A 13,036-nucleotide genomic window follows, 5' to 3' on the forward strand; every position below is an offset into this window, starting at 1 on the left:
TAATAATATAATTTAAGTAGTAATTTATTAAAAGAATAATTAAACAATAAAAAATTATTTCTAAGTTGAACTTTATGAAGAATAGGTTACTATGCTTGAAAATACTTGTGTAAAATTATAAAAAGATGCTATAATTTAAGTGTAATTCTAATGGAAGTTATAACGATATGGATGTAAATAATAGTGAATATATCAACTATTTATATGAATACTTACCAGTATTGTTATTTGCTTTAGTAGCATTAGGTATAACTAGTGTTGCACTAATTACTTCTTATTTAATAGTTCCTCAAAAACCTGATAAAAATAAACTTTCTCCTTATGAATGCGGAATGGTATCGTTTAGTGATGCTAGAAAAACCTTTGATATTAGATTTTATTTAGTAGCGATTTTATTTGTAATTTTTGATGTTGAGGTAGCTTTTTTAATGCCTTGGGCTGTAGTTTTAGGATCTGTGGGTATGTTTGGTTATTTAGTTATGATGTTATTTCTAAGTATAGTTATTATTGGTTTTATGTATGAATGGAAAAAGGGTGTACTAGAATGGGATTAAATATAAATTTAACAAATCAAGACAGCTTTATTAAGGAGAATCTTAATGATAATCCTCAAAGAGGTTTTATTGTTACACAAATAGATGCCTTAGTAAATAAAATAAGGTCAAATTCTTTATGGCCTATGACTTTTGGTTTAGCTTGTTGTGCTATTGAAATGATGCATGCTTATACCTCACGTTACGACCTTGATAGATTTGGCTCAATGCCACGTCCAAGTCCGAGACAATCTGATATTATTATAGTAGCCGGCACCCTAACTAATAAAATGGCTGCGGCTTACAGACGAGTGTATGATCAAATGGCAGAGCCGAGATACGTAATTTCTATGGGATCATGTGCTAATAGCGGTGGCTACTACCATTATTCTTATTCCGTAGTTAGAGGTTGTGATAGAATAACACCGGTTGATATTTATGTGCCTGGGTGTCCTCCTACGGCAGAGGCTTTGTTGTATGGTCTTCTACAATTACAGAAAAAAATTTCTCGTACCGGAACATTTTGGAGATAATAGTTAGAAAATTAAATACTAAAATAAGTTAATTATAAATGAAATCATATTATATAGCAAGTGATGCTAAAATAGAAACACTAAAGGCAGTAGCAAAACATTTAAATGCTACTTTTAAGAACTCTATAATTTCTACTACTCTTATTCAAGAAGAACTAACTCTACTGATTAAAAAAGAAGCTTTGCTTGACATGATGGTTTTTTTAAGAGATGATACAAAGTGCTTATTTAAACAATTAATGGATATTACAGCAGTAGATTTTCCTGAAAGAACAGAAAGATTTGAAGTGGTATATCATTTTTTAAGTTTAGTGTATAACCTAAGAGTTAGAATAAAAGTAACCACTAGTGCATTAATCCCTGTTGAGTCTGTAACATATTATTATAGTAATGCTGATTGGTTAGAGCGAGAAGTTTGGGATATGTATGGTATTTACTTTACAAATCATCCGGATTTAAGGAGGATATTAACGGATTTTGGGTTTGATGGATATCCTTTACGAAAAGATTTTCCTCTTACAGGTTTTGTAGAGCTAAAGTATGATGAAGAAAAACAACAGGTAGTTTATCAACCTGTAGAATTAATGCAGGCTTATAGAGATTTTGACTATGTAAATCCGTGGCAGGGTAAAGATATTGCAAGAGCAAGAAATATTTTGCAAAATGAAGATAAAGAAGAATAACTTTATAATATGTTGATTATTATAAGTTGTGTGATTGTAGTTTAAAATATATATAACAATCTTTAATAGGAATTAAATACCTTAAAAATAAATGATAAAAAGTAAATTTATTAATAGAGAAGTAAATGGCAGATAATAAAACTCCGATAAAGAATACTATAGTTAATTTTGGTCCGCAACATCCCTCAGCTCATGGGGTTTTAAGAATGGTTTTAGAATTAGATGGTGAGGTAATTAAACGCTCAGAACCGCATATCGGACAGTTGCATCGCGGTACAGAAAAACTAATGGAGTATAAAACCTATTTACAAAATATTCCCTTTATGGATAGGTTAGATTATGTTGCTCCAGTTAATTATGAACATGGTTTTGTATTGGCTGTTGAGAAACTATTGCAATGTGAAGTTCCTATTAGGGCACAATATATTAGAGTATTATTTGATGAGTTAAGTCGGATTTCTAAACATCTCTTTTCCGTAGGAGCAGTAGCAATGGATGTAGGAGCTATGACTCCGATGGTTTGGGGTTATGAAGAGAGGGAAAAGATCATGGAATTTTTTGAAGCAGCCTCAGGAGCTAGAATGCACTTAAATTATATTCGTCCCGGTGGTGTGTATCGTGATATACCAATAGAATTACCTGAAAAAATTATGTTATGGCTGGATAATTTTTCTAAGGTTTTAACTGATATTGAAAGTTTAATTACTGAGAATCGTATTTTTAAACAAAGAACCGTAGATATAGGTATTGTATCAAAAGAAGAAGCAATTGATTTCGGATTTTCAGGACCTAACTTAAGAGCCTCGGGTATCCCTTGGGATTTAAGGAAATCCCAACCCTATGCAATATATGATAAATTAGATTTTGATATTATAGTGGGCAGTCATGGTGATAGCTATGAGCGTTACTTAGTAAGAGTAAAAGAAATTTATCAGAGTATAAAAATAGTTAAACAAGTACTAGCACAAATGCCAATTGGTCCTTACAAGTCTGATGATTATAAAATTAGTGTTCCTCCTAGAGCTGAAATGAAAGAATCAATGGAAGCATTAATTCATCATTTTAAATTATTCTCAGAAGGTTTTTCAACTCCTAAGGGAGAAGTCTATGTTGCAGTGGAAACACCAGGGGGTGAATTCGGTGTATATATAGTATCAGATGGTACTAATAAGCCTTACAAAGTAAAATTAAGGGCAAACGGTTTTGCACATCTACAAGCAATTAAACATATTATGATTGGTTATCAGTTAGCAGATTTACCGGCAACATTAGGTAGTTTAGATATAGTGTTTGGCGAGGTAGACAGATGATTAAGTTTAAATTTAATGGTAACAATCTTAAGGAAGCAAGAAAACTCCTAGCTAAATATCCCTCTGAGAGAAAACAAAGTGCCCTAATGCCGTTTTTAACTTTGGCACAAAAACAGAATAAGGGTTATTTATCGCGGGAATGTCTTAGTTATGTAGCTAATTTCTTAGAAATTCCGGAAATTAAGGTTTATGAGGTTGCATCTTTTTATACAATGTATAATTTAAAGCCGGTGGGGAAATATCATATTCAATTGTGTTGTAATGTTATGTGTTTCGTAAGGGGTGCTTATAATATTTTAAATTTTTTAGAAGTAGAAACAGGAACTAAAGTTGGTGGAGAAATTTCTAGGGATGGTCTTTTTTCAATTACTAAAGTTGAATGCTTAGGGGCTTGTTGTAATGCTCCTATGATGCAAATAAATGATGAATATTTTGAAGACTTAACTAAAGATAATATTCAGGATATTATTACTAATCTAAAAAGTAAGTCAAGGTAAATAATAGGTTAATTAATGCAAAATGATAGGTGTAATTAAATTGCTTAAAGATAGTGATAGAATTTTTAATAATTTAAATAAGCAACTGGCTATTAACTTAAGTGATGCACAAAAATTAGGGGATTTTATCAACACAAAAGAGATACTTCAAAAAGGTTCTGCTTATATTGTTGATGAAATGAAGAAATCAGGGTTAAAAGGTAGGGGTGGTGCTTCTTTTTCTACAGGTATGAAGTGGTCATTTATTAATCCTAATAATCATCAAGAGAAGTATTTAGTAATTAACGGTGATGAAGGAGAGCCAGGTACTTGTAAAGATAGGGAACTTTTTAAATATGAATCCTTTAAACTCTTAGAGGGTATTCTTATTGCCTCATATGCCATTAATGCTAAGGTTTGTTATGTGTATGTACGTGGTGAATATTATAAAGAAGCACAAATTCTACAACAAGCAATAGATGAGGCATATAAAGCTAAACTTTTAGGAAAAAAGGCTTGTGATTTATACGACTTAGATGTTTATATCCATTTAGGGGCAGGGGCTTATATTTGCGGAGAAGAAAGTGCTCTAATTGAAAGTTTAGAAGGTAAAAAAGGGCAACCTAGAATGAAACCACCTTTTCCTGCTAATATAGGGTTATACGGTAAGCCAACGGTTGTAAATAATGTGGAAAGTATTGCCACGGTACCAGCTATTTTAAAAAGAGGTGCAGCTTGGTATTCTTCCTTAGGAGTACCGAATTCAAGCGGTACCAGAGTGTTATGTATTTCTGGTAGTGTAAATAAGCCCTGCATTGTAGAAGAAGAAATGGGAGTTTCCTTAAGAAAGATCATAGAGGTACATGCTGAAGGGGTAATTGGTGGTTGGGAGAATTTACAGGCAGTAATTCCCGGGGGAGCCTCTACACCGATTTTACCAAAAACCTATTGTGATAAATTAAATATGGATTTTGATTCTTTAAAAGCCGTAGGGAGTGCTTGCGGATCTGGAGCAATCATGGTTTTTGATAGATCTGTAGATCTTATTAAAATTATTTCTATTTTATCAACTTTTTATATGCATGAGAGCTGTGGTCAGTGTACTCCTTGTCGGGAAGGTACTGGTTGGGTGGCAAAAATGATGCAGAGATTTATCGTAGGCAGTGCAGATTTATCAGAAATAGATACCTTGGAACATATCGTGGGTAATATTGAGGGAAATGTGATTTGCGGATTAGGAGATGCTGCCAGTTTTGTAATTAAGGGTATGTTAAGACATTATAAACCTGAATTAATAAAAAGAATTAGTGAATATAAAAAGAATATAGAATTAAAACAAGCATAAGTTGTTCATAGTAAGGATAAAATAAGATGCCTAATATTAAAATTAATGGCAAAGCATATAACGTAGATAAAGGTTTAACAGTTATGCAGGTTTGTGATAATATAGGAGTTGAGATCCCACGTTTTTGTTATCATGAAAAACTCAATATTGCCGGTAATTGCAGAATGTGTTTAGTGGAAATGGTAGGTTCCAAAAAACCTATTCCTTCTTGTACTCAAGAGGTAAGCGAGGGTATGCAAATTATTACTGATAGTCAGAATGTAGATAAAGTAAGGCAGGGTATTTTAGAGTTTATATTAATTAATCATCCCCTTGACTGCCCTATTTGTGACCAAGGCGGGGAATGTGATTTACAGGACCAAACTATGAAGTATGGTTTATACAAAAGTGTTTATAAAGAAGAAAAAAGAGCTGTGCCGGAAAAAAATTTCGGACCGCTTATTAAAACTGTTATGACCAGATGTATTCATTGTACTAGATGTATTAGATTTGCAGATGACATAGCTGGAACCTATGAACTTGGGGGCATTAGTAGAGGTGAGCATATGGAAATAGCAACATATGTGGATAGTTGTTTGACCTCTGAATTATCGGGTAATTTAGCAGATATTTGCCCAGTTGGAGCATTAACTCATCACACTTATGCTTTTAAAGGGCGTCCTTGGGAATTAACACATACTGATACTATTGATGTAATGGATGCCGTAGGTAGTAATGTTAGAGCTGATAGTATAGGCTTATCAGTAGTTAGAATATTACCAAGGGTAAATGAAGATATTAATGAAGAATGGTTGGCTGATAAATCTAGATACATTTGTGATGCTCTTAGGGTACAAAGACTAGATAAACCCCTTGTTAAGCATGATAATAAATTTGTTGAAGTAACATGGGATGAGGCTTTTTTAGAGATTAAAAAAGTTCTAATTCCCTTAAGCGGTAGAGATATTGCTGCAATTGCCGGAGATTTTGCTGATGTAGAGGCAATGGTTGCCCTAAAAGATTTAATTAATTCTTTGGATTCTGAAATTATAGATAGTAGGCAGGATGGGGCTTTAATTGATAACAAAGTTCGTGCTAGTTATATCTTTAATACAACAATTAGCGGTATCGAAGAAAGTGATACATGCTTAATTATAAATAGTAATCCTAGGATTGAGGCACCGATTATTAACGCTAGAATTCGTAAAAGATACCTACAAGGTAATTTTCCTATAGCATTGATTGGTAAACAATCAGCGCTTAATTATCAATATCAGTATTTAGGGGATTCAACATTAATTATTCAAGAACTTCTTGATGGAAAACATCATTTTACAAAAATTCTAAAACAAGCTAAAAAACCTATGATTATAATAGGTAGAGAACTGTTTAATAATTCTGATGCAGAGGTTTTATTATATAAACTTAGAGAATTAAGTATTAAATACGGTGTAGTTACAAAAGATTTTAACGGGTTTAATGTATTGCATACCAAGGCTTCTAATGTAGGAGGTTTAGATATTGGGTTTGTGCCAAAGGATAAAAACTTCTCTGTTCATGATATTCTGTCACAAACCGAGGCAAATGATATAAAATTTGTATGGCTATTAGGAGCAGATGAAATTAATACTAGAAAATTAGAAAATACTTTTGTAGTATATCAAGGGCATCATGGTGATAAAGGAGCAGCTGTTGCTAATGTGATTTTACCGGGAGGGTTATGGTTAGAAAAAGATGCAACCTATGTAAATACCGAAGGACGTGTACAAAGGTCTAATAAAGCAGTACATTTATTAGGAGAAGCTAAGGAAGATTGGAAAATTATCAGGGCTTTTTCAGAATGTATAAATAAAACTTTACCTTATAATACACTCAAGCAGGTTAGAGAAAGAATGATTGCAATTAATCCTATTTTTAATATGCTTGATAATGTTGTGCATAATGAATTCTTAGAATTCGGAACACAGGGTAAAATTAATCACAGAAGCTTAGTAAATAGTATAAAAGATTATTATTTAACTGATATCATAAGTAGAAATTCTGCGACTATGGCTGAATGTTCAAAAGTTATTAATCCTAGAAAGATACAAGAGGAGAAACAAGTGAATGTTTGAGTTTTTGTATCAAATACTACCACATAATCCTTTTTTAGATATATATATTTGGCCTACTTTATTTTTATTAATAAAAATAGTAATAGCAATTTTAGTATTAGTATTTTGTGTAGCTTATTTAACCTGGATTGAAAGAAGAGTACACGGAGCTATTCATTTGCGTAAAGGTCCTAATGTAGTAGGACCTTTGGGCTTATTACAACCCTTAGCAGATGGTTTAAAATTATTATTAAAAGAAACTATTATTCCTACTAATGCTAGTAAAATACTTTTTTTATTAGCACCTATTATTACTTTTGTAGTGGCTATTTCAGCTTGGTCGGTAATTCCTATAGATATTAATATGGTATTTGTTAATATTAATGTAGGGGTGCTTTATTTATTAGCAATGTCTTCTTTAGGAGTGTATGGTATTATTATTGCCGGATGGGCTTCTAATTCACAATATGCTTTTTTAGGAGCAATTCGTTCTTCCTCACAAATGATTTCTTATGAACTCTCTATGGGATTAATTGTAGTAAGTGTGGTTTTAAATGTAGGTTCTTTTAATTTAACGGATATTGTAATGGCACAACAAAATGGTTGGTTTGTTTTTAAATTATTACCGTTATTTATTTTATTTTTTATTGTAGGGGTGGCTGAAACTAACAGACATCCTTTTGATTTGCCGGAATCAGAGGCAGAACTGGTAAGCGGTTATCATGTGGAGTACTCAGGATTTGCTTTTGCTTTATTTTATTTAGGTGAATATGCCAATATGATTTTAGTTTCTTCTTTTACTACATTGTTATTTTTAGGAGGATGGTTAGTTCCATTTAATCTTGAATTTCTAAAAATAATACCGGGTTTTATTTGGTTTGCACTAAAGGTTTTAATTTTATTAGTGATTGTGATACAATTAAAAAGTACTTTGCCCAGATATAGATACGATCAACTAATGCGTTTAGGTTGGAAGGTATTTCTACCAATATCATTATTAGCAGTAATTTTAGTTTCTACTTATTTGCAATTCTTTGGCTCTTTGCCAAAAGTACATATATAACAAGGATACAATCAATGTTACAGTCAATACTGAAATTCTTAAAATCTTTTTTACTTTTTGATATTTTTAAAGGGTTATGGCTTACCACTAAATATATGTTCTTTAAATCTAAGGTTACTTATAATTATCCCTATGAAAAAGCACCTATTGGTCCCAGGTTTAAGGGAGAACATGCGCTTAGACGTTATGAGAGCGGTGAGGAACGATGTATTGCTTGTAAGTTATGTGAAGTAATTTGTCCGGCACAAGTTATTACCATAGAGGCTGAAGAGAAACCCGATGGGAGTAGAAGAACTACTAAGTATGATTTAGACCTAAGCAGATGTATTTTTTGTGGGTTATGTGAAGAAGCATGTCCTGTGGATGCTGTTGTATTGGGACCTAATGTAGAAAATGCTACGGTTACTAAGGAAGAGCTTTATTATAATAAAGAAAAACTTTTAGATAACGGTGATAGGTGGGAGAGCTATTTACAGGAACGCTTGAGGATAGATGCCCCATATCGTTAATTTGTAGTATATGATAAATTCAATTAAATTTTTAATGAAAGTAAATAAAAGATGTTAATTAGTCTCTTATTTTATATAGTAGCAACGCTTTTGATTTTCTCGGCTTTTGCAGTAATTATAGCTAAAAACCCAGTACACTCCGTATTATATATGATTTTAACCTTTTTTAATGCTGCTGTATTATTTGTTATGTTAAAAGCTGAATATGTAGCAATGGTGTTAATAATTGTATATGTCGGGGCTATAGCGGTATTATTTTTATTTGTAGTTATGATGTTAGATATTAAAGTATCAGAACAAAGAAAACCTTTCTCAAAAATATTTGTTCTAGGTGCTCTTATCGGTATTATTTTAATTGTAGAAATTGTGTTAGTATTTAATTCTGGATTAATCTCAAGCAGTCCTATTCTGGATAATGAAGTAAATTTAAATTTAACTAATGCACATGGTTTAGGTTATTTAATATATACTAAATATGCTTATATTTTTATTGTTTGTGGATTAATTCTAACAGTTGGTATGATAGGAGCTGTAGTTTTAACTTATGTTAGGTCATTTGAGAATAAAAAACAAAATATAAAAGAACAAAATGAAAGAAACGGCTCAGCATCAGTGCGAATTATTTCAGTTGATAGGGAGGAAGGAATTTAAGGAATGCTTGATACTAATATAATATTTATCAATAAAATGATACTGTATTGATAAAAGAGGAGAAAATTTAGGTTATGGAAATTACACTTATACATTATTTAACAGTAGCCGCAATCTTATTTATTGTAGGGGTTGTAGGGATTCTAGTACATAGAAAAAGTATCATTTTCTTATTGATGTCCTTAGAATTAATTTTATTAGCAGTAAATATTAATTTGGTAGCTTTTTCGGCTTTTTTAGGAGATTATACGGGTCAATTATTTGTATTATTTATTTTAACTGTGTTAGCTACTGAGATAGCTATAGGGTTGTCTATAATGGTTGTGTATTTTAAAAATAAGTCATCAATTTGGATTGATGACATTAATATAATGAAAGGATAAAAGATAGTATGTCATATGTTTTAGGAGTATTTATTCCTCTTATAGCTAGCTTCTTAGCAGGACTACTAGCTTTTATCAAAAGGGATGTTTCTAAAAAATCATATTATAGAATAGATACTCTAGCTTGGGTAATTACTACTAGCTCTATTATAATTTCTTTCTGTATCGGTCTTTTCATGTTTCAAGAGGTAATAAAAAATGATAGTGCTAAGGTTATAGATATTTTCCATTTCTTAACTTCGGGTAATTTATATATTGATTGGAGTTTTAATTTTGATGTCCTTTCAGTTTCTATGTATTTATTAGTAACATTAATTTCTTTATTAGTACATATTTATTCCCGTGGGTATATGGAAGGAGATGTAAGCATTAGAAGATTTCAGGCTTATTTAAGTTTATTTACTTTTAGTATGTTATTTTTAGTAACTTCAAATAATCTAGTACAAATGTTTTTAGGATGGGAATTAGTAAGTTTTTGCTCATATTTATTAATTGGTTTTTGGTACGAGAAAAGCAGTGCTACTAATGCAGCTCTTAAAGCTTTTGTAATTAACAGAATAGGAGATGCAGCTTTTATATTAGGGATTTTAACAACTTTCATTTTATTTAGAACCGTAAGTTTTGATAATATCTTTGGTCAGGCTAGCTCCTTTACTGATGTAACTTTTAGTATTATGGGATATAATTTTAGTGTGATTAGTTTAATTTGTTTATTGTTTCTTATAGCTGCATGTACTAAATCTGCACAGTTATTAATGCATACATGGTTATCTGATGCTATGGAAGGTCCAACCCCTGTTTCAGCATTAATTCATGCTGCTACTATGGTAACAGCAGGTATTTTTTTAGTTGTAAAACTATCTCCTCTTTATACAGAATCCCCAGTTTTATTGAATATTATTATTATAGTTGGAGCACTTACTTTATTTGTGGCTGCTACTATTGCTACAGTGCAAAATGATATTAAGAAAATAATTGCTTATTCTACAATGTCTCAACTGGGATATATGTTCTTAGGAATAGGGGTTTCTTTATATAGTGGTGCCATGTTCCATTTGTTTAGTCATGCTTTTTTTAAGGCTTTATTGTTTTTAGCCGCCGGTGCAGTGATTCACGCTTTATCAGGAGAACAAGATATCAGAAAAATGGGAGGGCTATGGAAGCGTCTTCCTTTTACCTATATAATAACCCTAATAGGAGCGATAACCTTAGCAGGGTTACCGCCGTTTTCCGGTTATTACTCTAAAGATTTTATTATTGAAGGAGCGTATAATTTAGCAGATAAAAATATTTATGCTCAAATTGCTTATATGCTTAGTGTAGGAACAGTATTTCTAACGGCTTTTTATAGTTTTAGATTATTAATTTTAGTATTTCACGGTACATCTAATACAGATGCAGTTGTTGCTAAAAAAATTCATGAACCCAACAGATACTTTATTGTACCATTAATAATATTAGCAATATTTTCTATAATTTTCGGTAATTTTTTCTATGATGATTTAGTAGGGAAATCTAGGCATATTTTTTGGAGAGATACTATTGTTTTGAATGCTTTGGGTTTTGAAATAGTTCACAATTCTTTTATTAGAAGTCTCCCTTTAATTTGTACGGGTTTAGGGATATTCTTTGCTTATATAATGTATGTTAGTGATAAAACTCTACCTAAAAGACTAAATAAAATGTTTCCAGGATTATATAACTTTTTTTATAACAAATGGTTTTTTGATGAATTCTATGATAAAATTTTTGTAAAACCCTATACTTACCTTAGTAAGTTTTTTTATAAAATAGTAGATGAAAAAATAATAGATAATTTAGGACCTAATCTAGTTGCTGGAATTTTTTATAGAGGCTCCAGAATTATCTCTAAATTGCAAACAGGATATTTATATCACTATATCTTTGTAATGATAATAAGTATGTGTTTAATTCTTACTTGGTTTATAATAAGGACTTAAAAACAACATGGAAGCCCTATATATTTTATCTTTATTAATAGTTGTTCCTTTAATTGGGGTATTAATTATTTTAACTATTAAAGGAGAAGAGGAAACGATTGCAACAAATTCTAAATATATTAGTGTTCTTGCATCAAGCGTTAACTTTATTTTAGTAATTTATTTAGCTTTTAATTTTAAAAGAGTAACGGAGGGATTTCAATTTGTTGAGAAAATAATATTGTACCAACCCATAGACTTATCCTATCATTTAGGGTTAGATGGGATTACTTTATTATTTATTCTGATAACTTCTTTTTTAAATATCATAGCTTTATTATTTAGTGATATAAAGCAAAAGGGTAAAATATATTATTGTGTTTTTTTGATATTACAAACTAGTACTATCGGGATGTTTTTGTCTTTAAATATAATTCTATTTTATATCTTTTTTGAAATATCTATTATTCCGGTTTTTATTATTATTGGGATTTGGGGAGGAAAAGATAAATTTTTTATTTCTTTTAAGTTTTTTTTATATACTTTTGCCGGCTCTGTATTCATGTTAATTGCTATTTTAGTGATGATAGTTACCACAGGAACCTCTTCTATTGAGAGATTATCTTTATTTGCTTTCTCTCCGGAATTACAAAACATGCTATGGATTGCAATGTTTATCAGTTTTGCTATTAAGTCTGCTATTTTTCCTTTTCATACTTGGTTGCCTGATACCTATGTTAATGCTCCAATTCCCCTCAATATTATACTCTCAGGAATTTTGGTAAAGTTTGGGATGTATGGATTTATAAGATTTATGCTTCCGATGTTTCCTGTTGCTAGTTTAGATTATATTTATTTAGTCTATATTCTTACCTTAATTAATGTGATTTATTGCGGAATAATTGCTTTTACACAACAGAATATTAATAAATTTATTGCTTATTTTTCTATTTCTCACATGGGGCTTATTTGTGTGGGTGTATTTTCTTTAACTGTTCAGGGATTAGAAGGGGCAATTTATCAATCTATGAGCCATGCTTTATTTAATACAGGACTATTTCTAAGTGTGTTAATTATTTCTAATAGAGTACAAAAATCTAATTTAGAAAAAGCGAAAATAACAGGTTTAGTAAAGGTAACTCCTGTGTTATCGTTCTTTTTTATGATTTTTTCTTTAGCCAGTATAGGATTTCCCTCTACAGGTGCTTTTGTAGGAGAATTTTTGTTGCTAAGTGGTTTGTTTTATACTAATAGAGTATTTGCAGGATTATTTAGTTTTACCATGATAATAAGTGCTATTGCCATGTTCACTGTCTATAATAAAGTTATTTTCGGTAATTTGGCAGCTTTATGTAAAGAAATTAAAGATGTGAATTTTAAAGAAGGAACGGCATTGGCTACAATAGCAGTATTGTTATTGTTTATGGGGATTTATCCAGATATATTTTTAGATCTACTGCATACCTCGGTAAATAATATTTTAGATAAATTTAAAGCCGGGATATTAATCCAAGAAACTATTTTAAAAATTAAATAAG

The 13,036-nt window shown here is 30.9% G+C and carries 13 protein-coding genes; all 13 read left to right on the forward strand.

Annotated features, from left to right (window positions below):
- Positions 1-167 precede the first annotated feature (167 nt).
- The 13 genes from ndhC (at position 168) to ACQCX0_RS01080 (ending at position 13,035) form a co-directional block, all read left to right on the forward strand.
- The gene (gene ndhC / locus ACQCX0_RS01020; protein WP_462562247.1) at positions 168-554 is read left to right on the forward strand and encodes an NADH-quinone oxidoreductase subunit A; all 387 of its coding nucleotides are present in this window, start codon (positions 168-170) and stop codon (positions 552-554) included.
- Positions 524-1,066, forward strand: a complete 543-nt coding sequence (locus ACQCX0_RS01025; protein ID WP_462562249.1) for a NuoB/complex I 20 kDa subunit family protein — start codon at positions 524-526, stop codon at positions 1,064-1,066. The genes ndhC and ACQCX0_RS01025 overlap by 31 nt, the downstream gene beginning before the upstream one ends.
- A 38-nt stretch (positions 1,067-1,104) precedes the next feature.
- Positions 1,105-1,749, forward strand: coding sequence for an NADH-quinone oxidoreductase subunit C (locus ACQCX0_RS01030; protein ID WP_462562250.1), 645 nt, complete (start codon positions 1,105-1,107; stop codon positions 1,747-1,749).
- 125 nt (positions 1,750-1,874) lie between these two features.
- The gene (locus tag ACQCX0_RS01035) at positions 1,875-3,059 is read left to right on the forward strand and encodes an NADH-quinone oxidoreductase subunit D (RefSeq protein ID WP_462562251.1); all 1,185 of its coding nucleotides are present in this window, start codon (positions 1,875-1,877) and stop codon (positions 3,057-3,059) included.
- Complete coding sequence (locus tag ACQCX0_RS01040; RefSeq protein ID WP_462562253.1) at positions 3,056-3,556, forward strand: complex I 24 kDa subunit family protein; 501 nt, start codon at positions 3,056-3,058, stop codon at positions 3,554-3,556. The genes ACQCX0_RS01035 and ACQCX0_RS01040 overlap by 4 nt, the downstream gene beginning before the upstream one ends.
- A 40-nt stretch (positions 3,557-3,596) precedes the next feature.
- Positions 3,597-4,880 carry an NADH-quinone oxidoreductase subunit NuoF gene (nuoF, locus tag ACQCX0_RS01045; protein ID WP_462562254.1) on the forward strand — a complete coding sequence of 428 codons (1,284 nt, stop codon included), beginning with the start codon at positions 3,597-3,599 and terminating at the stop codon, positions 4,878-4,880.
- A gap of 26 nt (positions 4,881-4,906) precedes the next feature.
- The gene (nuoG, locus tag ACQCX0_RS01050) at positions 4,907-6,973 is read left to right on the forward strand and encodes an NADH-quinone oxidoreductase subunit NuoG (RefSeq protein WP_462562255.1); all 2,067 of its coding nucleotides are present in this window, start codon (positions 4,907-4,909) and stop codon (positions 6,971-6,973) included.
- Entirely contained in the window at positions 6,966-8,015 is a 1,050-nt protein-coding gene (gene nuoH, locus ACQCX0_RS01055; RefSeq protein ID WP_462562256.1) for an NADH-quinone oxidoreductase subunit NuoH, read from the forward strand. Before nuoG ends, nuoH begins: the two co-directional genes overlap by 8 nt.
- Before the next feature lie 14 nt (positions 8,016-8,029).
- A complete protein-coding gene (gene nuoI, locus ACQCX0_RS01060) occupies positions 8,030-8,524 on the forward strand; it encodes an NADH-quinone oxidoreductase subunit NuoI (RefSeq protein ID WP_462562257.1) in 495 nt (164 codons plus the stop codon).
- Between the two features lie 51 nt (positions 8,525-8,575).
- Entirely contained in the window at positions 8,576-9,175 is a 600-nt protein-coding gene (locus ACQCX0_RS01065; protein WP_462562258.1) for an NADH-quinone oxidoreductase subunit J, read from the forward strand.
- Positions 9,176-9,249: 74 nt separating this feature from the next.
- Complete coding sequence (gene nuoK, locus ACQCX0_RS01070) at positions 9,250-9,558, forward strand: NADH-quinone oxidoreductase subunit NuoK (protein ID WP_462562260.1); 309 nt, start codon at positions 9,250-9,252, stop codon at positions 9,556-9,558.
- Positions 9,559-9,566: 8 nt separating this feature from the next.
- A complete protein-coding gene (gene nuoL, locus ACQCX0_RS01075; protein ID WP_462562261.1) occupies positions 9,567-11,519 on the forward strand; it encodes an NADH-quinone oxidoreductase subunit L in 1,953 nt (650 codons plus the stop codon).
- 7 nt (positions 11,520-11,526) lie between these two features.
- Entirely contained in the window at positions 11,527-13,035 is a 1,509-nt protein-coding gene (locus ACQCX0_RS01080) for a complex I subunit 4 family protein (protein WP_462562263.1), read from the forward strand.
- Position 13,036: the final 1 nt, after the last annotated feature.

Source organism: Candidatus Hepatincolaceae symbiont of Strigamia maritima (assembly GCF_055505085.1).

Bases quoted from the DNA above. Each gene is read 5' to 3' on its own strand.
- ndhC (WP_462562247.1), top strand. From the start codon at position 168: ATGGATGTAAATAATAGTGAATATATCAACTATTTATATGAATACTTA.
- ACQCX0_RS01025 (WP_462562249.1), top strand. From the start codon at position 524: ATGGAAAAAGGGTGTACTAGAATGGGATTAAATATAAATTTAACAAAT.
- ACQCX0_RS01030 (WP_462562250.1), top strand. From the start codon at position 1,105: ATGAAATCATATTATATAGCAAGTGATGCTAAAATAGAAACACTAAAG.
- ACQCX0_RS01035 (WP_462562251.1), top strand. From the start codon at position 1,875: ATGGCAGATAATAAAACTCCGATAAAGAATACTATAGTTAATTTTGGT.
- ACQCX0_RS01040 (WP_462562253.1), top strand. From the start codon at position 3,056: ATGATTAAGTTTAAATTTAATGGTAACAATCTTAAGGAAGCAAGAAAA.
- nuoG (WP_462562255.1), top strand. From the start codon at position 4,907: ATGCCTAATATTAAAATTAATGGCAAAGCATATAACGTAGATAAAGGT.
- nuoH (WP_462562256.1), top strand. From the start codon at position 6,966: ATGTTTGAGTTTTTGTATCAAATACTACCACATAATCCTTTTTTAGAT.
- nuoI (WP_462562257.1), top strand. From the start codon at position 8,030: ATGTTACAGTCAATACTGAAATTCTTAAAATCTTTTTTACTTTTTGAT.
- ACQCX0_RS01065 (WP_462562258.1), top strand. From the start codon at position 8,576: ATGTTAATTAGTCTCTTATTTTATATAGTAGCAACGCTTTTGATTTTC.
- nuoK (WP_462562260.1), top strand. From the start codon at position 9,250: ATGGAAATTACACTTATACATTATTTAACAGTAGCCGCAATCTTATTT.
- nuoL (WP_462562261.1), top strand. From the start codon at position 9,567: ATGTCATATGTTTTAGGAGTATTTATTCCTCTTATAGCTAGCTTCTTA.
- ACQCX0_RS01080 (WP_462562263.1), top strand. From the start codon at position 11,527: ATGGAAGCCCTATATATTTTATCTTTATTAATAGTTGTTCCTTTAATT.